This is a genomic window from Mesorhizobium sp. BH1-1-5, assembly GCF_020165615.1.
Taxonomy (GTDB): Bacteria; Pseudomonadota; Alphaproteobacteria; order Rhizobiales; family Rhizobiaceae; genus Mesorhizobium.
On the sequence record NZ_JAIUIM010000017.1, the window covers coordinates 37,388 to 60,090 of the forward strand.

Sequence of the window (22,703 nt, forward strand, 5' to 3'; positions counted from 1 at the left end):
GCCGCGCGTCCCGTCGTCTTCAAGGTGGAAGGAATATTCATTGAACTCTCCGTTGGAATGGATGGTCGCCGCTTAGAGCGCGTCGGTGTCTGTTTCGCCGGTGCGGATGCGCACTGCCTGGTCGATGCCGAAGACGAAGATCTTGCCGTCGCCGATCTGGCCGGTCTTGGCGGCCGCGGTGATGGCTTCGACGGCCTTGTCGACCATGTCGGCGCCGACGGCGACCTCGATCTTGATCTTGGGCAGGAAGCTGACCGCATATTCCGCGCCACGATAGATTTCCGTATGCCCCTTCTGACGCCCGTAGCCTTTGACTTCGGTGACGGTCAGGCCCTGGATGCCGACGGCGGTGAGCGCTTCGCGCACCTCGTCGAGCTTGAACGGCTTGATGATTGCCATCACGATTTTCATAAGGTTTCACCCTTTGCTGTTGCGGTCCCCCGCGTTTGCACACCTTCACCGATCCTGAGGAGCCGGAGAGTGCCCGACAGGATTCAAGCTCCGTGCCAGTTGCCGGAACCGGGTGTTAACCCGTTGTAAACAAATGGAATGGGCGGCCGGTGCACATCATTCGCGCACCGACGATCCAGCATCATTGCTTATAAAATGGGCAGAAAATCAAAAAAGCGCGTTTTGCAGGCAGTCGCCTGGGCCGGCTCAGCGTTTCAGCCGAATGAGGCCTTCCTGGGCGACCGAGGCGATGAGCGTGCCGTCACGCGCGAACAGCGAACCGCGGGTGAAACCGCGCGACCCTTGCGTCGACGGGCTGTCCTGGTTGTAGAGGATCCAGTCGTCCAGCGAATGGCTGCGGTGGAACCACATGGCGTGGTCGAGGCTGGCGGCCTGGATGTCGCGGTCGAAGATGGCGCGGCCATGCGCGAAGGTCGAGGTGTCGAGCAGCGTCATGTCGGAGAGGTAGGCCAGCACGGCCGCCTGGATCGCGCGGTTTTCCGGCACCGGACCGGTGGTGCGGATCCAGATGTTCTGCTGCGGATCGAGCTTCTCGCGGCTGGTATAGTGTTTCAGCATCACCGGCTTCATCTCGATCGGCCGGTCGCGCTCCCAGTAGCGCCTGATGCCTTCAGGCACCGCCTCGCCGAACTTGCCGAGCAGTTCGGGCTGGGTCAGCAGCGTATCGGGCCCCGGCACGTCGCGTGGCATCGGCATCTGGTGCTCCAGCCCGACCTCGTCCTGCTGGAACGAAGCCTCCAGCGAGAAGATCGCCTGGCCGTGCTGGATCGCCACCACCCGGCGCGTGGTGAAGGAGCCGCCGTCGCGGATGCGGTCGACCTCGTAGACGATCGGCAGCTTGGTGTCGCCGGGCCGCATGAAATAGCCATGCAGCGAATGCACGTGGCGTTCCGGCTCCACGGTGCGCTGCGCGGCGACCAGCGCCTGGGCGATGGTCTGGCCGCCGAAGACGCGCTGCCAGTCGACCTTGGGGCTGCGACCACGATACAGATTGTGTTCGATCTGCTCGAGGTCGAGAATGTCGAGAAGCTCGTCCATGGCCGCTGTCATGTCTGAAATCCTTCGAGGATGTGCCATGGCCGGTTTCGGACAGGACGCACAGGCAGTCAAGGCCGCAAACGGCGGCCGGCCGAAGCCGTGAAAGGATGATGCCATGGTCGACCGCAAGCGGGACGGAGCAGAGGCCAATGGGACGCGCGAGGCTCTCGACGTGCTCATCGCCGGCGCCGGCTATGTCGGCCTCACCGCGGCCGTGTCGCTGAAGCAGGCGCGGCCGGGCCTCGCCATCGCCGTCGTCGACGCGGCGCCCGCCGGCGTCTGGCAGCGCGACGGCCGCGCCTCGGCCATCGCGGCCGCCGCCAGCCGCATGCTGGAACAGCTCGGCGTCTGGGAGGAGATCGCGCCGGAAGCGCAGGCGATCACCGAAATGATCATCACCGACTCGCGCGCCGCCGACCCGGTGCGCCCGGTGTTCCTGACCTTCGACGGCGAGGTGGCGCCCGGCGAGCCTTTCGCCCACATGGTCGCCAACCGCGACTTGAACGGCGCGCTGCGCCGCCGCGCCGCAAAACTCGGCATCGATATCATCGAAGGCATGGCGGTCAGCGCCTTCGACGCGAGTGGCGCCGGCGTCACCGTGCACCTGGCCGACGGCGCGACGCTGAAGGCGCGGCTGCTGGTCGCCGCCGACGGCGTCAATTCGAAACTGCGCGACATGGCCGGCATCAAGACGGTGAAATGGGAATATGGCCAATCCGGCATCGTCTGCACGGTGGCGCATGAGCGCCCGCACAATGGCCGAGCCGAGGAGCATTTCCTCCCCGCGGGTCCGTTCGCGACGCTGCCGCTGAAGCCGGACAAGGACGGGACCAACCGCTCGTCGATCGTCTGGGTGGAGCGCACCGAAGATGCCAAGGCGTTGGTCGAGGGCGACGATTTCGTCTTCGAGCACGATCTGGAGCAGCGCTTCGGCCTGAAGCTCGGCGAAATAAGCGTCGCCGACAAGCCGCGCGCCTGGCCGCTCGGGCTGACGCTGGCCCGCGCCTTCGTCGCGCCGCGCTTGGCGCTCGCCGGCGATGCCGCGCACGGCATCCATCCGATCGCCGGCCAGGGCCTCAATCTCGGTTTCAAGGATGTCGCGGCGCTCGCCGAAGTGGTGGTGGAGGCCGACCGGCTCGGCCAGGACATCGGCGCGCTCGACGTGCTCGAGCGCTACCAGCAATGGCGCCGCTTCGACACGCTGCAGATGGGCGTCACCACCGACGTCCTGAACCGGCTGTTCTCCAACGACATCGGCCCGCTGCGCGCCGCCCGCGACCTCGGTCTCGGGCTGGTCGAGCGCATGCCCAGGCTCAAGGATTTCTTCATCCGCCAGGCCTCGGGTCTGTCCGGCGACACGCCAAGGCTGTTGAAGGGCGAGGCGATCTGAACTCGGTGCGATTGCCGCAGCCTCCGCGAGGTCGTCATCCACGGGCGGAGCGACGCGAAGCGGCGCGCAGACCCGAGGATCCATTCCGTGACCTTGATCGTAGGGTGCAGCGGAGCAGAATTCTGCACCGCTGCACGAGGCGAGAGGCGTTTCGGCCAATCATGAAGGCAGGCGATCCGGTCGTCGCCGCTTCAGCTCAATTCACCTCGAACCCCAGCTTCTGCCGCAGCCTCAATATCCGCTGGTCGGCGATCCTGAGGCTCTGCTCGCCGCCTTGCGCGACGCGGTTCAGCATCCTGAGCAGGTCGTCACGCTCATGCGGATCGAGCCGCTCGCGCAGGAAAGGCGCCAGCTCGTCGATGACGATCGTCGTGTCGTCGACCTGCGCGACCGCCCACTTGGCATAGACGACCGCCTCGTCGGTCTTCTTAGGGCTTTCGGCGATCTGGGCGATCACCTCCCGGATGACAGCCTCGCGCCGCGGCAGGACCGGGCCGTGCTCCGAAACGATCGCGGTGATCAGCGTCGCCGCCGCCACCACCGGATCGTCGATCGCGGTCAGCGGCGAGAGCGCGGCCTGGTTGCGCAATTTCTTGCGGCGGATATTGCCCTGGACGCGTCCGACGACATCGGCGACCTCGCGTGCGGCGTCGCTCATATATTTCAGCCGGTACCACCAGATGGCGGCTGCTCCGAGCAGGCCGAGGATGGCGATCAGGAAAGGCATGCCGAGTTCCCCCGAAATCGCGGCGACGATAAGAGAAGCGTGGCCCTGCTTCAACACGCAACGGTTGCGGCGGCGAAGAAAATCCTATCGAAGTTAAGGCTGATCTTGAAATCCGCGCAAAGCATGATCGTTGCCTTCACGATCCCAGCCATGGGCCATGTCAAGCCGATGCTGCCGCTGCTGAGCGGGCTTGTCGGCAACGGGCAGGAAATTGTCTGCTTCGGCCACACGGCATTCGAAAGCGCGATACGCTCCTCCGGCGCGCGGTTCCTGCCCTACCCCGGCTTTGCCTACGATATCGACGCTCCCGACTTCAACCTGCTGCGGATGGGAGCCGATCTCCTTCGCGCCTCGCGGACATTCCACGCGCAGCTGTCGGCTGACGTCGTCGCCCTGTCGCCGCGCTTGATCCTGCAGGACTCCATGGCGTTCTGGGCCAGCCGCATCGGCACCGCGCTGGATATTCCGAGGATCCACACGATCCCCACCCTCGTCTTCAATCCGGCGACCCAGCGCAGGATGCGCAAGGAGGATGGATACGCGAAGCTTGCGGCAGATGTCTTCCGCGGCGCGCCAGCCCTTCTGCGTGAAATGGCCAGGTTCGGATTCGCCGTTTCATTGCAGGAGGTTTTCGGGGTGGAGCGTTCCTGGCGAAGGTTGGCGCCGCCACGGTGCGAGCTGGTGTTTTCGCTCAAGGAGCTGCAGGTCGGCGATCCCTGGGGAGATGTTCCGCGCCACTATATCGGGCCGACGATCGATGAGGGTCGCCGATTTGAACCGCGCGCCGGACGCGGCTACGCGCTGATTACCTTCGGCACACTCTCCAACAACGACACGCGGCGCTTCGAGGCGGCCATCGAGGGGGCTTTTCTGGCGGGGCTCTCGGTCGTCGCCCTATGCGGACGCAAGGTGGACCTGCCGCGTCTGGAGAGCGTCGCGAAGGCGCTCGAGGCGGCCAATCCCGGGCAGGAGGCGACGGTGCTGGACACTGTCCGCGACATGGAGCCGCTGATTGCCGGCGCGGACGTCGTCATCCACCATGCCGGCATGGCGACCACGTGGGAGATGGTCCGGTATTCGAAACCCGCTTTGTTCATCCCGACCATTGCCGATCAGAAAGTGTTGGCAAGCCAGCTCGACGCGCAAGGGTTGGGCATTCGTCTGCCGCCGGGCCGCGAGCTCGACCCCCACGCGATCGCCCGAGCTCTTGAGGCTCTCAAGGACCGGGACTATCCGTGGGGCAGGATTCGGGATCTGCTGGCGCGAGCCGGAGGGGCGCCGGCCGGCGTCGGCATTGTCATGGAAGCGTTGGGGACCGGGCGGTGACGACATATCTGGGGTTTTCCTGCTCGCAGCACGATCCCGCCATCGCGGTGGTCGATGAGGCAGGCGAAGTGCTGTTCGCGCAGGCCAACGAGCGCGCCTTGAAGTACAAGCGCGGCTGGCATGCGGCGCCCGACGCCTTTGGCCTGATCGAACCCATCCTCGACAGCTACGCGCAGGCCGGACCGGTCAGCGCGAACCTGACATGGTCCGGCAACGCGCTGCGCTCGGTCAGGTATCTGGCGCCCTTGTGCCGCTGGGGCCTCGGCGCGCTCGACCTGATCGGGGCGTCCGACCTGGAGGCGAAGCGGGCAAGGGGATGGGTGCTTCGCCACGGGCTCTACCGGGCTCCCACCTCGGTGATCGACCTGCTGCTCAATCTCGAGCTGCGCCTGAACGAACGGCGCCACTTCAGAAGCCGGCTAACGAAGAAGGGGTGGAACCATCATCTCTGCCATGCCGCGACCGCCTCGTTTTCAAGTCCGTTCGAGGACGGGCTCTGCGTCGTCATGGACGGCATGGGCGAAGGCTCGAGCACATCGGTGTTTTCGTTTCGGGACGGAAGGCTGAAACGCCTGGACAGCCCCGGCATGGCGAATCTTGCAAGCCTGGGCATCTTCTACGGCCAGGTCTGCTTCGCTGCCGGCTTCGATCCGGTGGCCGGCGAGGAATGGAAGCTGATGGGGCTTGCCGCCTATGGCCGGCTGGATGAGGGGCTTTACCGCCGCATGCGGTCCGCCGTGACGGTGAAGGGCGGACATCTGTCGCTCGCGCGGGACTATGCGGCCGTCATCGGTCACCTGCTGCCGTTTCGCCAAAGACCGCACATGGCGAATGCCGACATGGCCTTCACGGCCCAGAAGGTTTTCGAGGATGTGCTTTTCGAGTTCCTGAACCAGGCGCATCGGCGCTGGGGCGGCGAGAACCTGATCCTCACGGGCGGCTGCGCCTTGAATTCGAGCGCGAACGGCAAGATCCTGGGAGCGACACCCTTCCGCCGTCTCCACGTGCCGATGGCACCCGGTGACGACGGAAACGCTGTCGGTGCGGCGCTTCTGGCCTGGCAGGCGGCGCATCGCGACCGTCCCGTGCCGCGCTTTTCGACCCCCTATCTTGGCTCCGTCCGCGCGCAGGATTCGCTGGAACGGCTTTGCAGGCATGGCATCGAACCATGCTTGCAAACCGACGATCCCGATCGGCTGACCGACCATGTGGCCGCCAGGCTTGCCGACGGGGCGATCGTCGGCTTCATGCAAGGCCGCGCCGAATTTGGACCGCGCGCGCTCGGCAATCGCTCGATCCTGGCCGACCCGCGTTCGCCAGGCATCCGCGACCGGCTGAACGCGTCGGTCAAATTTCGCGAGGAGTTCCGCCCCTTCGCCCCGAGCATCCTGCATGAGTTCGGGCCAGACTATTTCCAGGACTATGCCGAGTCCCCCTATATGGAGCGCACCTTGAAATGGCTGCCGGGACGCGCGCCGCCCGGCGTACGCCATGTCGACGACACCGGACGCCTGCAAAGCGTGACCGAGGCGGGCAATCCGCTGTTCCACAAGCTGATCTCGGCGTTCCACCGCAAGACAGGCCTGCCGATCCTGCTGAACACCAGCTTCAACGTCATGGGCCGCCCCATGATCCATGACACGGAAGATGCGCTCGGCGTGTTCTTCACCTCCGACATCGACCTGCTTGTTCTCGGCAATATCGTGTTCCAGAAACCCGGCCGGACCGGCAGGTCATGAACCCGGTATGTCGTAGATCGCCCGCACCTCGACCGTGCCGAGCTCGGCCAGCGGAACGCGGTCGGCGATCGCCAGCGCTTCGTCGAGATCCGCCGCCTCGACCATGAGGAAGCCCAGCAATTGCTCCTTGGTCTCGGCGAAAGGGCCATCGGTCACCAGCCGTTTGCCCTGGCGCCGCCTGAGCGACTTCGACATCTTCACCGGTTGCAGCGCCTGCGCGACGATCAGCTTGCCCTGCCGGTCGAGCTCCCTGTCATGGGCCAGCGAATCGGCATCGAGCTTGGCCGATTCCTGCGGGGTAAGCGCGAGGAGGTCCTTTTCCTGGCCGTAGACCAGCAGCACATATTTCATTTCAAGCTCCCATATTGCGATGAACCATAGGATGCGGTCCTGACGTTGTCAGCCGCGCCTTTCACTGCCGCGGCATGTTCGAGAAGACATGCGGCGACCCCGATGACGGCAACGGCCAGCAAAAGCCGCCCGCAGCCGGAAGGCGGCGGGTCCAGCCAGAAGTCCTCCTTGCGTTGCGGCTTGCCGCCCGAACGTCGCCAGAGTGAGAAATACAGATTGTCCATGCGAGCCTCCGTTCGGCCACGAACCTGTGACCGCCCGCAGGACGCTCCGGTCCGACCGAAGTCGACATTTTTGCACGCAACTTTCTTCGGAATTTTTTGACGGCGCCCGCGATGCCGACACATTGCGCCTGGGGCCGGATGGTCTTCCGCCGCGCTCGCGCTATAGTCATGGAGAACGCCGGCGCCCGCCGGCGAGAACACCGACAAGGCAGGAGGACTTCATGGACCGCACCGCAAACGCCGTCTGGAAAGGCAATCTGAAAGAGGGCAAAGGCACGCTGGACACGCAGAGCGGAACCTTGAAGGGCACGCCCTATTCGTTCAAGGCGCGCTTCGAGGATGAGAGCGGCAAATCCGGCACCAACCCGGAAGAGCTGATCGCCGCCGCGCATGCCGGCTGCTACGCCATGCAGCTGTCGCATTTCCTGGCCGAGAACGGCACGCCCGCGGCCGAGCTCGACGCCAAGGCCGTCGTGACCCTGGTGCCCGGCACCGGCATCACCGGCAGCGCCATCACCCTGGTCGGCAAGGTGCCTGGCATCGATGCCGCCAAGTTCAAGGAACTCGCCGAGAAGGCCAAGGCCGAATGCCCGGTCTCGAAGGCGCTGGGAGCGATCAAGGTGTCGCTGGACGCCAAGTTGGGGTGATTGGTTTGGGAGGGCGGCGATCCTTCGCCCCCCCTCTCTGCCCTGCCGGGCATCTCCCCCTCAAGGGGGGAGATCAGATGTCACGCAGGGTCTCGCCAATCACCGACGTCGTAAGAGGAGTGTCGGCACTGAAGCTTCCAATCTCCCCCCTTGAGGGGGAGATGTCCGGCAGGACAGAGAGGGGGCTCGCGCCAACGCTTCGGGGAAGGGTTAACCGCCCAACGCCTCGATCTTCGCCCGCAAAGCCGCGACCTCTTCTTCTAGCGCCTTCACCCGCGCCGCGAGATCGGCATCCGAAGATGTCGCCGCCGGCTGCCAAGGCGCCGCCACCGCAGCCGCCTCCACCGGTCCGCTCAGCAAGTGCACGTAGCGCTCCTCGCGCTGCCCGGGCGCGCGCTCGAGCAGCTGGATCAGCGGCGGCCGGCGGCCGATCATCAGGTCGAGATTGTCGCGAAGCTCCTCGATCGATGCAAAGCGCGCCATGCGCTCCGAACGGGCCAGCAATTCATGCGCCGTCTGCGCGCCGCGCAACAGCAACAGCCCGATCACCGCGATCTGCGGCGTGGTCAGCGAAAAGCGCTGCGCCATCTGATGCTCGTAACGCTCGACCCGGGAGGCGAAGGCCTGGCGCACCAGGCCCTTCTGCTCGAGCGAGCTCAGCGCCCGCCTGATCTCGGTCAGCTCCAGCGCCATGACAGGTTCGCGCGCCGTCTTCTGGTTGGCGGCCTGGTGCGCGCCGTTCAGCGTCAGCGGATAGACGTCCGGCGTCAGCTCCTTCTTCTCGATCAGCGAGCCGAGCACGCGCGCCTCGACGGCAGAGAGGATGGGGAGATCGGTCATTTGGGTTGCCTCCTTTGAAGCTGGAGGGACAGCACCCCCCTCTGGCCTGCCGGCCATCTTCCCCGCAAGGGGGAGATCAGCAGCTTCTGCCCCGCTCATTCGTTTTGCAGCGTCCAAGATTAGCGAAAGCCGGAATGACAGCCAATCTCCCCCTTGCGGGGGAGATGTCCGGCAGGACAGAGGGGGGTGTGAAGGAACGCGACCTAGCGGTTGCCGTCACCAACCCTCTTCGTCTCAGACCCTTCTCTCCACCATCATCTTCTTGATCTCGGCAATCGCTTTTGCCGGGTTCAGCCCCTTCGGGCAGGTCTGAGCGCAGTTCATGATGGTGTGGCAGCGATAGAGCCGGAACGGGTCTTCGAGATTGTCGAGCCGCTCGCCCGTCGCCTCGTCGCGGCTGTCGATCAGCCAGCGATAGGCCTGCAGCAGGGTGGCCGGGCCGAGATAGCGGTCGCCGTTCCACCAGTAGCTCGGGCAGGAGGTCGAGCAGCAGGCGCACAGGATGCATTCGTAGAGCCCGTCGAGCTTCGCGCGGTCCTCGTGGCTCTGCAGCCATTCCTTGGCCGGCGTCGGCGACACCGTCTGCAGCCACGGCTGGATCGAAGCATGCTGGGCATAGAAATTGGTGAGGTCGGGCACCAAATCCTTGATCACCTGCATATGCGGCAGCGGATAGACCTTCACCGCGCCGGAAATGTCCTCGGCGCCCTTGGTGCAGGCCAGCGTGTTGGAGCCGTCGATGTTCATGGCGCAGGAGCCGCAGATGCCTTCGCGGCAGGAGCGGCGCAGCGTCAGCGTCGGATCGATCTTGTTCTTGATCCACAACAGCGCGTCCAGCACCATCGGCCCGCAATCGTCCATGTCGACGAAATAGGTGTCCATGCGCGGGTTCTGGTCATCGTCCGGCGACCAGCGGTAGATGCGGTACTCGCGCAAATTGGTCGCGCCTTCCGGCTTCGGCCAGGTCTTGCCCTGCTGGACCTTCGAATTCTTGGGAAGCGTGAGTTCGACCATTACCTGCGGTCCTTTCGGATGACGAGCTTCAGCCCGGACCAGATTTCGTTGACGGCAGCGACCTTGACGTCGACCAAGTCGCGCTTCAGCGCCTCCGACCGGATCACGTCCTCGGTGACGTCGGTCGGCACCTTCGAGGCCTTCTTCGGCCAGGAGACCCAGACCATGCCGTCGCGCTTGATCGCCGTCTCGATGTGGGCCAAGCCATCCTCGATCTCGGCGCGCTGCCGGGTGAAGGCATGCACGGCATCGTATTTGCGGCTGCCCGAGATCGCCGACCACTTCGGCAGCCGGTCGACCTTGGCGAAGGACACCGCTTCGGCCAGATCGTCGAGTTCCGGCGGCAGCGCGATGAAGGCGGCGACCATGCCGTCCTTCAGGCCGAGCTTGGCCGGAAGGGGCGTGCCTGAATATCCCGCGGCCGCCAATGCCATGGTCAGTAGACCCGCGCCTTCGGCGCGATCTTGGCCAGGCTGATGCCGCCGTCCTTTTCCGCCAGCAGCGGCTCGGTGTGCACCGGCCGGTAGGTGAGCGTCACCTTGCCGTCCTCGCTGAGATGGGCAAGCGTATGCTTGCGCCAGTTGGCGTCGTCACGGGCCGAGAAATCTTCCCGCGCGTGCGCGCCGCGGCTCTCTTTGCGCGCCTCGGCGCCGTAGACCGTGGTGATGGCGTTGGCCATCAGGTTTTCCAGCTCCAGCGTCTCGACGAGGTCGGAATTCCAGATCATCGAGCGGTCGGTGACCTTGATGTCCTTGAGCTCGCCCCAGAGTTCCGAGATGCGCTTGCAGCCGTTCTCGAGCGATTCCTGCGTGCGGAACACGGCGGCGTCTTCCTGCATGGCGCGCTGCATTCTCTCGCGCAGCACCGCGGTCGGGATCGAGCCGTTGGCGTGGCGCAGCCTGTCGAAGCGCTCCATGATCTTTTCGACCGAAGCTTCGTTGGGCGACGGGATCGCCGACTTGCGGTCGATCACCTGGCCGGCGCGGATGGCCGCCGCGCGGCCGAACACGACGAGGTCGATCAGCGAGTTCGAACCAAGCCGGTTGGCGCCATGCACCGAAGCGCAGCCGGCCTCGCCGACGGCCATGAGGCCGGGCGACACGCGGTCGGGGTTCTCTGGCGTCGGGTTGAGTACCTCGCCCCAGTAATTGGTCGGCACGCCGCCCATATTGTAGTGGACCGTCGGCAGCACCGGAATCGGCTCCTTGGTGAGGTCGACGCCGGCGAAGATCTTGGCCGATTCCGAAATACCCGGCAGCCGCTCGTGCAGCACCACCGGATCGAGGTGGTCGAGATGCAGGAAGATATGGTCCTTCTTCTTGCCGACGCCGCGGCCCTCGCGAATCTCCAACGTCATGCAGCGCGAGACAACGTCGCGCGAGGCAAGGTCCTTGGCCGACGGCGCGTAGCGCTCCATGAAGCGCTCGCCCTCGGAGTTGACGAGATAGCCGCCCTCGCCGCGCGCGCCTTCTGTGATCAGGCAGCCGGCGCCATAGATGCCGGTCGGGTGGAACTGCACGAACTCCATGTCCTGCAGCGGGAGCCCGGCCCTGGCCGCCATGCCGCCGCCGTCGCCGGTGCAGGTATGCGCCGAGGTGGCGGAGAAATAGGCGCGGCCATAGCCGCCCGTCGCCAGCACCACCATCTTGGCCGAGAAACGGTGGATGGTGCCGTCATCGAGGTTCCAGGCCACGACGCCGGTGCAGGTGCCGTCAGGCTCGGTGATCAGGTCGAGCGCGAAATATTCGATGAAGAACTGCGCGTTGTTCTTCAGCGACTGACCATAGAGCGTGTGCAGGATGGCGTGGCCGGTGCGATCGGCGGCGGCACAGGTGCGCTGCACCGGCGGTCCGTCGCCATAATTCATCATGTGCCCGCCGAACGGCCGCTGGTAGATCTTGCCTTCCTCGGTGCGCGAGAACGGCACGCCGTAATGCTCGAGCTCGTAGACCGCGGCCGGCGCCTCGCGCACCATGTACTCCATGGCGTCGACGTCGCCCAGCCAGTCCGAACCCTTGACGGTGTCGTACATGTGCCATTGCCAGGAATCGGGGCCCATGTTCGACAGCGAGGCAGCGATGCCGCCCTGCGCCGCGACGGTGTGCGAGCGCGTCGGGAACACCTTGGTGATGCAGGCGGTGCGCAAGCCCTGCTCGGCCATGCCGAGCGTGGCGCGCAGGCCGGCGCCGCCGGCGCCGACGATCACCACATCGAATTTGTGATCGACAAAAGTGTAGGCGGAAGCCGTGCTGGCTGTGTTTGCGTTGGCCAAGACGTCAGCCTCCGAATGCGAGTTTGAGCAGGGCAAACAGCGAAGCGACGCCGACTGCGACTGCAAAGAAGGTGTTGAGGGCGATCAGCGCCAGCTTCATGCCTTCGCCATGCACATAGTCCTCGATGATGACCTGCATGCCGAGCCGCATGTGGTAGAGACCGGAGATGAGCACCAGCGCCAGCACCAACGCCACGAAGGGGTTGGCGAGCGAAGCCCGCACTTCCGTGTAGCCGTGGCCGTTGACCGCAATCAGGAAGCCGACGAAGAACAACAACAGCGGGATGTTGGCGATCGCCGTCAGCCGCTGGCGCCAGAAATGCTGCGTGCCTTCGCGCGCCGAGCCCAAGCCGCGCACCTTGCCGAGCGGCGTGCGCATATCGGTGTTGTTCGCGCTCATCAGAAAGCTCCCCGCGCCATGTAGCCGGCGATCCAGATCAACAGCGTCAGCACGATCGAACCGGCGAGCGTCGCCCAGGCGATCTTCGAGGCGGTGTGCTTCTCAAGCCCGGCGCCGGTGTCCCAGACGAGGTGGCGCAGTCCGCCCAGCATATGGTGCATCAGCGCCCAGGTGTAGCCGAAGAGGACCAGCCGGCCGAGCCAGGAGCCGAAGGCCCAGTCGACCCAGTCGAAGGCGGCCTGCGAGCTCGACGCGGCGATCAGCCAGGCCGCCACCAGCAGCGTTCCGAAATAGAGCGCGCCGCCGGTGATGCGATGGATGATCGACATCGTCATCGTGATCGGCGGCCGGTAGACCGTCAGATGCGGCGAGAGCGGCCGTTCACGTCCGGCAACTGCGTGGGTGGCTGGTGATTTGCTCATGGCTCCCCCAGATCGGCATCCTGGAGCCGCGATGGGAATGCGGCGTTTGCCGCCCTCATATATGGCTCCGGACAGCCGGTTTCTAATGCTCTTTTTGCACCGCGTCAAAGCCGGAAAATCGTTTTGGAAACATCATTTAGTCTGACAAATTGGCGGTCGCGCGCTTCAATCGATTAGCGGTTGTTTTGAAGCCGGCGCAGCGTTTGCTGTAGTGCGGTATATACATCTACCCGGCAAGCGCCGGGTGTGTTGAGATTCAGGTCAGGCCGAGTCGAAAATGGCGGGTTCCGAGAACCGGAGCGGAGCGTACTTGAAGTACGTGAGCACCGGAAGCGCAGGAAGCCGGCATTGCCGGCCGGCCTCACCTGAATGGCAGCACACCCGCTATCTTTTACAGGTCTGCGGGGTCGATCCCCTCTTCATCACCAGCGCCTCGCGTCCGTCGATCACGATTGCGTCATGCGTCGCCGCTTCCTGGTAGCGGCTGCTCTGGTTGGCGGGCGAGGCGGCGAACTCCTCGGTCGAGCCATCGGGCCGCATGACGCGCAAGGCGCTGCCAAGATTCTGGATGGTGATCATGCCGCCATTGCCGCATCTGTAGGTGGCGGTGCCGATGCCGGACCGCGGCGTGGTAAGGTCGGTGACGATCTTGGTCGGCGGCGCGGGCGTCTTGGCCGCTGTCGGGACCGGTGCCGGCGCGGGCACCGGAGGCGTCGCTGGCATCGCCGCTGCCCCTGGCGCGGCGGGCTGCTGGATCGGCGCAGGCGAGGCGGGCGGAGCGGCATTCGCCACCTTCGGCGCGCCGTCCTGCGGCACACAGGCCGCGGCCGCGAGAAGTAGCGGGATGGTGATCGACACCCGAACCATGTGGCCAAAGCTCATGCGCTGCCCTTTCGTGCGCGGCACCCTATAGCAATTCCGGGAAAAGAGTGAACGGTTGGGTTCGGCGCTTTCGCCGTAGCCTTCCGTCCGGAATTGCATCGAAACAAAGAGATAGCCGGTTGCCGTTTCCGTGAAACGGTGGACCGCTGTAGCCACGCGGCGCCGCAAGATCAAGATGACCCGGAGTGAGCCCGGCTCCATAACGCCCCCGTCGCTTGGGAAGCTGGGCCTTCCAAAATTAACCATGTTTCTTAAGAAACGGCGCCGATAGCCTCCCGCCTCTTAACAAAGGTTAAGAAAGCGTTAATTTCCGATTCGAACCGGATTCCAGGCGCGATCTGTCGTGCCTATCAAGGGAGAGCGACATGCGTTCGAATTCAGTGCGGGCAAGCGTTGCCGCCGCGGCGCTGGCGGGGCTGGTGGCGGCAATCGCGGCGCCGGCCGAAGCCGGCTTGCGCCATCATGACCGCGTCTATGCCGATTCCTTCGGCAATCTCGTCGTCGACAGCGCCGCCGGCTACAAGCGCATCATCGTCGGCGAGGGCAAGCTTGCGAAGAAGCTTTCCGAATTCACCAGCGCCGGCCAGCCGGATGTCGTCTATGACGATGCGGACGAAGCCGGCGCGCCGGGCTGCTACCAGCCGCCGGTGCTGGTCAAGGGCCGCTCCTATATGTACGGGCTTTCCGACGGCGAGATGCCCAATCTCAGCCCTTGCCGTTGAAGACAGTCGGCGCCTGGCGCCGCCGCAGCGCGCCTGACACGCGCACGCAGTCGCGGCCGGCATTCTTGGCATCGTAGAGCGCGGCGTCGGCGCGCCGCAGGAGATCGGCAAAACCCTCGTCGGCGGCAAGCTCCGCCACGCCGAAGCTCGCGCTGCAGCAATGGTCTGCGGGCAGGCCATCGATCGGCAGGGCGCCGAACGCGTTGCGCGCCTTCGGCAAACAGCCGCGCCGCGGCGAGATTGGTGCCCGGCAGGATGATGGCGAACTCCTCGCCGCCGATGCGGCCGGCGACATGGTGTTCGGCGGCGGCCTCGCGCAGGAAACCGGCGAACGTCTCGATCACGCGGTCGCCGCAGGCATGGCCGTAGCTGTCGTTGATGCTCTTGAAATAGTCGAGATCGGCGATCACCAGCGCCACCGGCACGCCGCGCCGGACGGCATCCCGCATGGCAAGGTCGGCATGGCGTTCGAAGCCGCCGCGATTGAACAGCCGCGACAAAGCGTCGGTTTCCGATTTCGAGGTCGCCTCGTTGAGCACGTCGCGCACCAGCACGGCCAAGGCAAGCAGCGCCAGCGCCAGCCCGAACACGGTGCCGAGCGATTGCGACACCAGCGCGTAGCTGGTCCCGACATAGGCTTGCGGATTGGCGCCCCAGCCGCCCAGCGCGCCCGCGATGAGCGGCTTGGAGGCGAATTGCACCGCGCTGGCGCCGAGCACCAGCGCAAGCAGATGGTCGAGCCGCGCGAGCCTTTGCCGGGAGGACAGCACGATGCCGAGCGCGGTGAATTGCATGACGGCGTAAGGAAGCTGGTAGGCCATCATGCGTGTCAGCGAATGGCGCGGCAGGTCCTGCACCAGATAGACGGCGACCGAGGCGACGACGAGGAAGCACAGCATCGGCGCCCAGGGCGGGCTCAGCCATATTTGTGGGCGAGCCCGCCATTGAAGGCGATGGTTGCGCCGAGGAAGACGGCAAAGGCGGCAACGACCGGCAGCCGGGCGTCGGCGAAAGCGGGGATGCTGAATTCGATGGCGAAATAGGCCATGCCGAGCAGGTAGCTGAACGCAAGCCAGCGCGCCGATACGCGCCCGCTGTCATAGACGGCAACCGCCATGAATGCCGCCGCCAAGAGCCCGGCGACGAGCAGGTTGATCATCAAGATGAAGTCGGCGCTGCCCATGTCTTCCTTCGTCGGATGGTCCGGACACGAAAGCATCGACGGGCGAAGAACACGTTAATGCCAGCTATGCTGCGGAGCCGCAGGCCTTGCGGCTAGCCGCAAGGCCTGTCCGGTCGTCAGAGCATTTGGAACGCCGCTTAGAGGTCAATGGCAATCGCCTGGTTCCGCGATTGGCCGAGCCATCCCTTCGATCGTCATCCACGGGCGAAGCAAGGAGCGAAGCGACGCGCGCAGACCCGAGGATGACGAAGTCGCGGGAGCCCACTTGCCTCACCCGACGGCGAGCGGCTCGGCGACGAAAGTGGTCTCAGGCCTCTCATAGGAAAGCCGCACGCTGTCGCGGCCGTTCTTCTTGGCCTTGTAGAGCGCCTCGTCGGCGCGCCGCATCAACGGCATCAGCCCTTCCCTGCCGCTTCGCGCGGCGACACCGAAGCTGGCGGTGACCCTGGTGCCGGGCGGCAGGCCGTCGATCGAGCCGGCAGAATAGAAGGTGCGGATGGCTTCGGCAAAAAGCCTTGCCGCTCCCAGGTCGCTGAGCGGCAAAAGCACGGCGAACTCTTCGCCGCCGATGCGGCCGGCAGCCCCGCGCGCGCCGGTGGCGGAACGCAGCTTGGCGGCGAAGTCGGCGATCACGCGGTCGCCGGCCTCATGGCCGTGCCGGTCGTTGAGCGCCTTGAAGTGGTCGAGATCGGCCAGCACCAGGGCGACGGGAAAGCCGGCCTTGCCGCACTGGTCGAGCAGCAGGGTCGCCCGCTCCTCGAAGCCGCGGCGGTTGAGGATGCCAGAGAGCGGATCGGTGTGGGTTTCGGCCTTCAGCGCCCTCATCACATCGAGCGCCGCCGCCGTGAACAGGCAAAGCGCGATCAGCAGCGACAACAGCGCGTGCGAAAGCAGCGCCGTCGTCCAGTAGGACGAGCCGTAGAATCCGTCATAGCCGGGGAATGGCCCGTGCGCGATGACGACGATCAGCGTGCGGGCGACGAAGTTCAGCCCCGACAGCAGCGACAGCGCGAACAGTATCCTTTCGGTCGGACCGTTGTTGCGCACTGTTCGGAGCTCGGCGGCGACCAGCAGGCTGAGCGCGCCGAAGCCGAAATTCATGACCAGCACCCGCCAGGTGAGATCCGGCTGGACGAACATGAACCAGATGAAGGCGGCAAGCCCGCCGCCGGTCACGATGCCGATGCCGACATAAGGCACGCGTCTCCCGTAGCGCGCGATGATCGCGCTGGAGAGGCAGCAGGCCGCGATCGTGAAGCAGATGTTGGAAACGAGCTTGGTCAGCGCCACGCCGACCGGAAGCGTGAAATATTGCAGCAGGAAACCCGGCGCCGACAGGCAGTAGCTCGCGCCGAGCGCCGCCAGATACGGACGATGGCACTGATAGGACCACAGCACGAGGAACGCGGCGCCAAGCGCCAGCGCTATCGTCGGATTGAGCAGCGCTATGAGCAGACCGGTGTCCAAAGGACTGCGACTTTCCCCAACTTACCCAACGGGAGATACTAGGACCTAAGCCCAAACAAGCGGTTAAGCCCTCCGACAAATACGCCGCAAAGCATTCGGAACCGGCCTGCCGGAGCGGCGTTGTCCGGCCAGACGGGAGACGCCAGGCAGGAGACGATCGAGATGGCCGACACGATCACTTTGACGAACCACGATGAGATCCGCTCCTGGGCGGCGGCGCGCGCCGGCTTCCCGGCCATCGTCGACGTCTCACCCGAGGCCGGCACGCAGGCCATGCTGCGGCTGGTTTTTGGGCAGAACGCCTATGAGGACACTGACCGGCCGGAGCGTCCGCTCAACGCCGGCGGCTACGAGCTTGTGGAATGGGACGAATGGTTCAGGATCTTCGACGAGAGGCAACTGGCATTGGTCGTCGCCGCCGACGAGCCCGGCCGGCGCGAAGAGTTTCACGAGATCGTCCGCAGGTAAGTTCCCTGGCGCGGAAATTTCGACCGGTCGGATATGCTGCGTTGGTATGCCTTAGCGATTGGCCGGAACGCCCATCGCGATCGTCATCCACGGGCGAAGCAAGGAGCGAAGCGACGCGGCGCAGACCCGAGGATCCATGCCGTGACCTCAAGGCGTTGCAGCAGTGCAGAATTCTGCTCTGCTGCATCCTTCGATCAAGGTCACGGCATGGATTCCAGGGTCTCCGCCGCGTCGCTTCGCTCCTGCTTCGCCCTGGAATGACGATGTCGGGGAAGCTTCAGCCAATCCCCACCGCTTGCGCTGATTCCGACACTTCCTGCGCTCCAAGCCGGGCGCCTACTTCCAGTCGCGGATGTCGACGAAGTGGCCGGCGATCGCGGCCGCCGCCGCCATGGCCGGCGACACCAGATGGGTGCGGCCCTTGAAGCCTTGCCGGCCCTCGAAATTACGGTTCGAGGTCGAGGCGCAGCGCTCGTGCGGCTTCAGCCGGTCGTCGTTCATGGCCAGGCACATCGAGCAGCCCGGTTCGCGCCAGTCGAAGCCGGCGGCGACGAAGATCTTGTCCAGACCCTCGGCCTCGGCCTGTTCCTTGACCAGGCCGGAACCCGGCACGATCATGGCGTTGACGCGCGGATTGACCTTCTTGCCCTCGACCACCTTGGCGGCGGCGCGCAGGTCCTCGATGCGGCCATTGGTGCAGGAGCCGATGAAGACGCGGTCAAGCTCAATGTCGGTGATCCTGGTTCCAGGCGTCAGGCCCATATAGTCGAGCGCGCGGATCTTGGACGTGCGCTTGTTCTCGTCCGCGATCTCTTCGGGATTGGGCACGATGCCCTGCACCGAGACGACGTCCTCCGGCGAGGAGCCCCAGGAGACGATCGGCGGCAGTTTCGCCGCGTCGAGCACGATCACCTTGTCGAAATGCGCGCCCTCGTCGGTCTGCAGCGTCTTCCAGTACTCGAGCGCGGCATCCCAGGCAGCGCCCTTCGGCGCGCGCGGCTTGTCCTTGACATAGGCGAAGGTCGTCTCGTCCGGCGCGATCAGGCCGGCGCGGGCACCGCCCTCGATCGACATGTTGCAGATCGTCATGCGGCCTTCCATCGACAGCGAGCGGATCGCTTCGCCGGCATATTCGATGACATAGCCGGTGCCGCCGGCGGTGCCGATCTCGCCGATGATGGCAAGGATGATGTCCTTGGCGGTGACGCCTTCCGGCAGCTGGCCGTCGACGCGCACCAGCATATTCCGGGCCTTGCGCTGGATCAGCGTCTGCGTCGCGAGCACATGCTCGACCTCCGACGTGCCGATGCCATGCGCCAGCGCGCCGAAAGCGCCGTGCGTGGAGGTGTGGCTGTCGCCGCAGACGATGGTCATGCCCGGCAGGGTGAAACCCTGTTCCGGCCCGATGATGTGCACGATGCCCTGGCGGATGTCGTTCTCGGAATAATATTCGATGCCGAAATCCTTGGCGTTCCTGGCCAGCGCCTCGACCTGGATGCGGCTTTCCTCGTTCTTGATGCCGAACTTGCGCTCGGGCGAGGTCGACACGTTGTGGTCGACCACGGCCAGCGTCTTTTCCGGATGGCGGACCTTGCGGTTCGACATGCGCAGGCCCTCGAAAGCCTGCGGGCTGGTGACCTCATGCACGAGGTGGCGGTCGATATAGAGCAGGCAGGTGCCGTCGTCCTGGCGGTCGACCGTGTGGTCGTCGAAGATCTTGTCGTAGAGGGTGCGCGGTGCGCTCATGTGCGTAAATCCGTCGATATGAGAAATGGGAAAAGCAGGCGGCTTTCGGCCGGCAAGCGACTTCGATCAGTCGGCCTGGCTAAGTCGGCTGGTGAGCGCGCCACAAACCCGCGCGGAGAACCGTGACGGCAGGCGCTTTCTGTCCTGCAGCACGAAGCCCTTGTAGGCCGGATCGCTGAAAAGCTTTTCCATGGCGGGGTAGATAGCAATGTTTTGGCTTTTCGGCAATTGCGGCGACTTCCCCTTCTCCCGTTGTGGGAGAAGGTGGATCGGCGCGGTAGCGCCGAGACGGATGAGGGGTATTCCAGCGGAGTGAGACGCCTGCTTTCCCTGGAACACCCCTCATCCGGCTGCTACGCGGCCACCTTCTCCCACAAGGGGGAAGGGGAAGTCGCGCTTACGCCACCTCGAACACAAACGTCTTCACCAGCGCTTCCGGGTCGCCGATCGCGTAGCAGCGGAACCATGGGCTCTGCTCGGCCAGGCGCCATTTCCCTGCCCGCTCCAACTCGTCGAACACCGCTTGAAACCCGCCGCCCTCGAAAACCTGGTCGCGCACGGTGAAGATGGCGTGGCCGCCTTTTCGCGTGATGCGCACCAGCTCGTGCAGGCCCGAAGCAGGCGCATGGCCGATGGTGAAGACGCCGGTCGAGAAGAAGGCGCGGAAATGCCGGTCGGGCCAGGGCAACGGACCGCCGAGCATCGCCTTCTTCAGCTCGCCATAGGCCGGCTTGCCGCCGGCCTGGCGACTGCCGGCGATCTTCAGCATGTCGTCGGAGAGGTCGAGTCCGGCGATGTCGCCATAGCCCAGCGCCTTCAGCGACGGCCCCGACAGGCCGGTGCCGCAGCCGGCATCGAGCAGCGGCCCTTCGCCCGCCGGCACATGCCGCGCCACCCAGGCGGTGATGAGGAAAGGCAGGAGATAGCCGAGCGAGGCAGTCTCGCTGTCATAGGTCGCGGCCCAGTCGGCATAGGCCTTGGCGAGTCCTTCCGGCGTATCGGCCGTATAGACGGAATCCAGCGCCGCATTGGCCTTGTCGAAATTCATGGGCGTCTCCTCCGCCGGATGCATGTGACCAAGGTAGAGCAATTCCAGGAAAAGGGGGAACCGGTTTTCCGTCCGGAATTGCGTCATAACAAAGAGATAGCGCGGACCTTGGCGTGCTGGCTATTCCTGATGCTGGCGGCGCAGCCGCTGTTCCAGCGCCCGCAGCGCCAGCGACAGGCCGACGGTCAGGATGAGATAGATATAGGCGACGATCGAATAGGTCTCGAAGAAGCGGAACGAGCCGGCGGCGTAGACCTTGCCGATCTGGGTGATATCGGCGACGCCGAGCACGGAGACCAGCGACGAATCCTTGACCATGGCGACGAAGTCGTTGCCGAGCGGCGGCAGGATCATGCGGATCGCCTGCGGAAACACGATCAGCCGGAAGCGCTGCGCTCGGCTGAGCCCGAGCGCCTTGGCGGCTTCGATCTGGCCTTTCTCGACCGACTGGATGCCGGCGCGGAACACTTCCGAGATGAAGGCCGAGTAGCCGATGGTTAGAGCCATGATGGCGCGCCACAGCAGCGACACGTCGCGCACCAGGAGTTCGCCCATCAGGCCGGCGCTCTGCAGCGGCGCGGTCAGCGCGTTCCAGGCGGCGACGAAGGCCGGCGCGCCGGCAAAGGCGATCCAGAACAACAGCACCAGGATCGGCACGCCGCGAATGATCTCGACATAGAAGCGCGCGATCTGCCGCAGCCACCGCGACCCCGACAGCGCCATCAGCGCGATGCCGAGCCCCAGCGCGGAGGCCAGGGCGAAGGCGACCGCGGTGACGAAGATGGTGATGCCGATACCCTTGGCGACGGTGGCGAAGACTTGCGCGTAGAGGTCGCTGGAAGCGATAGCCAGGGCGGCGGCCAAAGCGAGGGCGAGAGCGGCGGCCAGCCACCAGGGGAATTCGGGTTTGGTGGAGGATGATGCCACGGCCATTAGGCGGTTTCGCCTGACAGGAAGTCCCGAAAGGGCGGCACCCAGGCCCCCCTCTCTGGCCTGCCGGCCATCTCCCCCTCAAGGGGGGAGATGGAACTTCGCGCGGGCTTTCGCCAATCTCCAACGTTGAATGAGGAGCACCGTCGGTGGAGCTGCCAATCTCCCCCCTTGAGAGGGGTGAGGAGAGGTCCGCGTAGCGGACGAAAAGCCAATGGCTTGGCTTTTCGAACGACGAACGCCCGGAGCGACAGCGAAGGGCTGGGGCCGGCAGGGCAGAGAGGGGGGGCTTGGCGCAACGTCAGCGCGATTTCCTGCAAACCCACTGCGCGCACCAAGACGAGCCTACTGCCCCATCTTGTAATCGAGGAACCACTTTTTGTTGAGCTTGTCGAAGGTGCCGTCGGCCTTCAGCGCGGCGATCGCGGCGTTGACCGGCTTCACCAGGTCCGAGCCCTTCGGGAAGATGAAGCCGAAGTCCTCGGTGCCGAGCGGTCCGCCGATCAGCTTCAGCTTGCCTTCGGAAGCATCGACATAGCCCTGGCCGGCGGTGCCGTCGGTGAGCACGACGTCGACGTCGCCCGTTTTCAGCGCCTGCACGGTCGCTCCGAAGGTTTCGAACAGTTTGATGCGCGGGTTCTGCTCGTTGCCGTCGAGCACGCTGTAGACGGCGGTGTAGAACGGCGTTGTGCCGGGCTGGGCGCCGATCAGGCCGTCCTTGAAGGCGCCGAAGGTCTTGGCGTCGGTGAAGCGGCTTTCCTCGCCGCGCACCAGCATGAACTGCTCCGAGCGCATATAGGGGTCGGAGAAGTCGACCTTCTCCTTGCGGTCGTCCTTGATGGTGATGCCGGTCATGCCGATGTTGTACTGGTTGTCGGAAACCGCCTGGATCATCGCGTCCCAGGAAGTGTTCTGGTACTCGACCTTGAAGTTCAGCCGCTTGGCGATCTCGTCCATCGCGTCATATTCCCAGCCGATCTGCTTGCCGGTCTTCTTGTCGATGAACTGCAGCGGCGGATAGGCGTTTTCCGTCACCACCACGACCTTCTTGCCGCCGAGATCGGGCAGATTGTCGGCGAGCGCGGCGACAGGCGTAAGAAGGCAGGCCAGCATCGCGGCCAGCAGCAGTTTCGACTTGGTCATGACAAATCTCCGAAAATGATCGGCCGCGCTGCAATCTCGCGGCTGGGAAAAAATCCGGTGCCGACTTTAGAGCAATTCCAGGAAAAGTGTGAAGCGGTTTTCCGTCCGGAATTGCGTAAAAACAAAGAGATAGAGCGTTTCACCGTTTTCGTTAGACGGTGAAATGCTCTATCCTGCCGCATGCGCCTTGCAAGCCGGTTCGCGCTAGCGCAGGCCGGCCAACATGCAATCCGATGCTCTTCGCGGATGGTTT

Annotated in this window: 24 protein-coding genes and 1 pseudogene; 6 read left to right on the forward strand and 19 right to left on the reverse strand. The window is 64.9% G+C overall.

Annotation, left to right across the window (positions count from 1 at the left end):
* Positions 1–72: 72 nt before the first annotated feature.
* Both LB572_RS22030 and tesB read right to left on the reverse strand, forming a co-directional pair.
* Positions 73–411 carry a P-II family nitrogen regulator gene (locus LB572_RS22030; protein WP_006327120.1) on the reverse strand — a complete coding sequence of 113 codons (339 nt, stop codon included), beginning with the start codon at positions 409–411 and terminating at the stop codon, positions 73–75.
* Positions 412–657: 246 nt separating this feature from the next.
* Positions 658–1,521 carry an acyl-CoA thioesterase II gene (tesB, locus tag LB572_RS22035; RefSeq protein WP_140803703.1) on the reverse strand — a complete coding sequence of 288 codons (864 nt, stop codon included), beginning with the start codon at positions 1,519–1,521 and terminating at the stop codon, positions 658–660.
* 103 nt (positions 1,522–1,624) lie between these two features.
* Between tesB and LB572_RS22040 the strand changes: the two genes are divergently transcribed.
* On the forward strand, positions 1,625–2,899 hold the full coding sequence (locus tag LB572_RS22040; protein WP_224669189.1) for a ubiquinone biosynthesis hydroxylase: 1,275 nt from the start codon (positions 1,625–1,627) through the stop codon (positions 2,897–2,899).
* A gap of 196 nt (positions 2,900–3,095) precedes the next feature.
* Here LB572_RS22040 and LB572_RS22045 read toward each other — a convergent pair whose 3' ends face one another.
* Positions 3,096–3,626: a hypothetical protein gene (locus LB572_RS22045; RefSeq protein WP_224669190.1), complete on the reverse strand. Its 531-nt coding sequence runs from the start codon at positions 3,624–3,626 to the stop codon at positions 3,096–3,098.
* A gap of 39 nt (positions 3,627–3,665) precedes the next feature.
* On the opposite strand from LB572_RS22045, the gene LB572_RS22050 reads away from it, so the two are divergent.
* Entirely contained in the window at positions 3,666–4,952 is a 1,287-nt protein-coding gene (locus tag LB572_RS22050; RefSeq protein WP_224669191.1) for a glycosyltransferase, read from the forward strand.
* On the forward strand, positions 4,949–6,691 hold the full coding sequence (locus LB572_RS22055) for a carbamoyltransferase (protein ID WP_224669192.1): 1,743 nt from the start codon (positions 4,949–4,951) through the stop codon (positions 6,689–6,691). Before LB572_RS22050 ends, LB572_RS22055 begins: the two co-directional genes overlap by 4 nt.
* Here LB572_RS22055 and LB572_RS22060 read toward each other — a convergent pair.
* On the reverse strand, positions 6,686–7,042 hold the full coding sequence (locus LB572_RS22060) for a YciI family protein (RefSeq protein ID WP_140803689.1): 357 nt from the start codon (positions 7,040–7,042) through the stop codon (positions 6,686–6,688). The genes LB572_RS22055 and LB572_RS22060 overlap by 6 nt on opposite strands.
* A complete protein-coding gene (locus LB572_RS22065; RefSeq protein WP_140803687.1) occupies positions 7,039–7,266 on the reverse strand; it encodes a hypothetical protein in 228 nt (75 codons plus the stop codon). The genes LB572_RS22060 and LB572_RS22065 overlap by 4 nt, the downstream gene beginning before the upstream one ends.
* Positions 7,267–7,487: 221 nt before the next feature.
* Here LB572_RS22065 and LB572_RS22070 point away from each other — a divergent pair, with 221 nt between their 5' ends.
* Positions 7,488–7,913: an OsmC family protein gene (locus LB572_RS22070; RefSeq protein WP_140785513.1), complete on the forward strand. Its 426-nt coding sequence runs from the start codon at positions 7,488–7,490 to the stop codon at positions 7,911–7,913.
* 210 nt (positions 7,914–8,123) lie between these two features.
* Here the strand turns inward: LB572_RS22070 and LB572_RS22075 are convergent, their stop codons facing one another.
* From LB572_RS22075 to LB572_RS22105, 7 genes are all read right to left on the reverse strand, one after another.
* The gene (locus LB572_RS22075; RefSeq protein ID WP_224669193.1) at positions 8,124–8,753 is read right to left on the reverse strand and encodes a YceH family protein; all 630 of its coding nucleotides are present in this window, start codon (positions 8,751–8,753) and stop codon (positions 8,124–8,126) included.
* Between the two features lie 234 nt (positions 8,754–8,987).
* The gene (locus LB572_RS22080; protein ID WP_140803680.1) at positions 8,988–9,767 is read right to left on the reverse strand and encodes a succinate dehydrogenase iron-sulfur subunit; all 780 of its coding nucleotides are present in this window, start codon (positions 9,765–9,767) and stop codon (positions 8,988–8,990) included.
* The gene (locus tag LB572_RS22085; protein ID WP_224669194.1) at positions 9,767–10,201 is read right to left on the reverse strand and encodes a DUF3052 family protein; all 435 of its coding nucleotides are present in this window, start codon (positions 10,199–10,201) and stop codon (positions 9,767–9,769) included. The genes LB572_RS22080 and LB572_RS22085 overlap by 1 nt, the downstream gene beginning before the upstream one ends.
* A 2-nt stretch (positions 10,202–10,203) precedes the next feature.
* Positions 10,204–12,039, reverse strand: coding sequence for a succinate dehydrogenase flavoprotein subunit (gene sdhA, locus LB572_RS22090; protein WP_224669195.1), 1,836 nt, complete (start codon positions 12,037–12,039; stop codon positions 10,204–10,206).
* Positions 12,040–12,043: 4 nt separating this feature from the next.
* The gene (gene sdhD, locus LB572_RS22095) at positions 12,044–12,439 is read right to left on the reverse strand and encodes a succinate dehydrogenase, hydrophobic membrane anchor protein (protein WP_073985207.1); all 396 of its coding nucleotides are present in this window, start codon (positions 12,437–12,439) and stop codon (positions 12,044–12,046) included.
* Positions 12,439–12,861 carry a succinate dehydrogenase, cytochrome b556 subunit gene (gene sdhC, locus LB572_RS22100; protein WP_224669196.1) on the reverse strand — a complete coding sequence of 141 codons (423 nt, stop codon included), beginning with the start codon at positions 12,859–12,861 and terminating at the stop codon, positions 12,439–12,441. Before sdhC ends, sdhD begins: the two co-directional genes overlap by 1 nt.
* Positions 12,862–13,245: 384 nt before the next feature.
* Complete coding sequence (locus tag LB572_RS22105) at positions 13,246–13,743, reverse strand: hypothetical protein (RefSeq protein ID WP_140803668.1); 498 nt, start codon at positions 13,741–13,743, stop codon at positions 13,246–13,248.
* 365 nt (positions 13,744–14,108) lie between these two features.
* On the opposite strand from LB572_RS22105, the gene LB572_RS22110 reads away from it, so the two are divergent.
* Positions 14,109–14,465: a hypothetical protein gene (locus tag LB572_RS22110; RefSeq protein ID WP_140803666.1), complete on the forward strand. Its 357-nt coding sequence runs from the start codon at positions 14,109–14,111 to the stop codon at positions 14,463–14,465.
* Here LB572_RS22110 and LB572_RS22115 read toward each other — a convergent pair.
* A pseudogene (locus tag LB572_RS22115) lies at positions 14,449–15,648 on the reverse strand (diguanylate cyclase). The gene LB572_RS22110 and the pseudogene LB572_RS22115 sit on opposite strands and share 17 nt — an antisense overlap.
* Before the next feature lie 270 nt (positions 15,649–15,918).
* On the reverse strand, positions 15,919–17,115 hold the full coding sequence (locus LB572_RS22120; protein WP_224669197.1) for a sensor domain-containing diguanylate cyclase: 1,197 nt from the start codon (positions 17,113–17,115) through the stop codon (positions 15,919–15,921).
* A 120-nt stretch (positions 17,116–17,235) separates the two neighbouring features.
* Between LB572_RS22120 and LB572_RS22125 the strand changes: the two genes are divergently transcribed.
* The gene (locus LB572_RS22125) at positions 17,236–17,583 is read left to right on the forward strand and encodes a hypothetical protein (protein WP_412033580.1); all 348 of its coding nucleotides are present in this window, start codon (positions 17,236–17,238) and stop codon (positions 17,581–17,583) included.
* Positions 17,584–17,919: 336 nt separating this feature from the next.
* Here the strand turns inward: LB572_RS22125 and leuC are convergent, their stop codons facing one another.
* The 5 genes from leuC to LB572_RS22150 all read right to left on the reverse strand — a co-directional run bounded on the left by leuC (position 17,920) and on the right by LB572_RS22150 (position 22,450).
* Entirely contained in the window at positions 17,920–19,329 is a 1,410-nt protein-coding gene (gene leuC, locus LB572_RS22130) for a 3-isopropylmalate dehydratase large subunit (protein ID WP_224669198.1), read from the reverse strand.
* Between the two features lie 66 nt (positions 19,330–19,395).
* Entirely contained in the window at positions 19,396–19,668 is a 273-nt protein-coding gene (locus LB572_RS22135; RefSeq protein ID WP_224669272.1) for a hypothetical protein, read from the reverse strand.
* 58 nt (positions 19,669–19,726) lie between these two features.
* Positions 19,727–20,377 carry a class I SAM-dependent DNA methyltransferase gene (locus tag LB572_RS22140; RefSeq protein WP_224669199.1) on the reverse strand — a complete coding sequence of 217 codons (651 nt, stop codon included), beginning with the start codon at positions 20,375–20,377 and terminating at the stop codon, positions 19,727–19,729.
* A gap of 120 nt (positions 20,378–20,497) precedes the next feature.
* Complete coding sequence (locus LB572_RS22145) at positions 20,498–21,310, reverse strand: amino acid ABC transporter permease (RefSeq protein ID WP_224669200.1); 813 nt, start codon at positions 21,308–21,310, stop codon at positions 20,498–20,500.
* Between the two features lie 342 nt (positions 21,311–21,652).
* A complete protein-coding gene (locus LB572_RS22150; RefSeq protein ID WP_224669201.1) occupies positions 21,653–22,450 on the reverse strand; it encodes a transporter substrate-binding domain-containing protein in 798 nt (265 codons plus the stop codon).
* Positions 22,451–22,703: the final 253 nt, after the last annotated feature.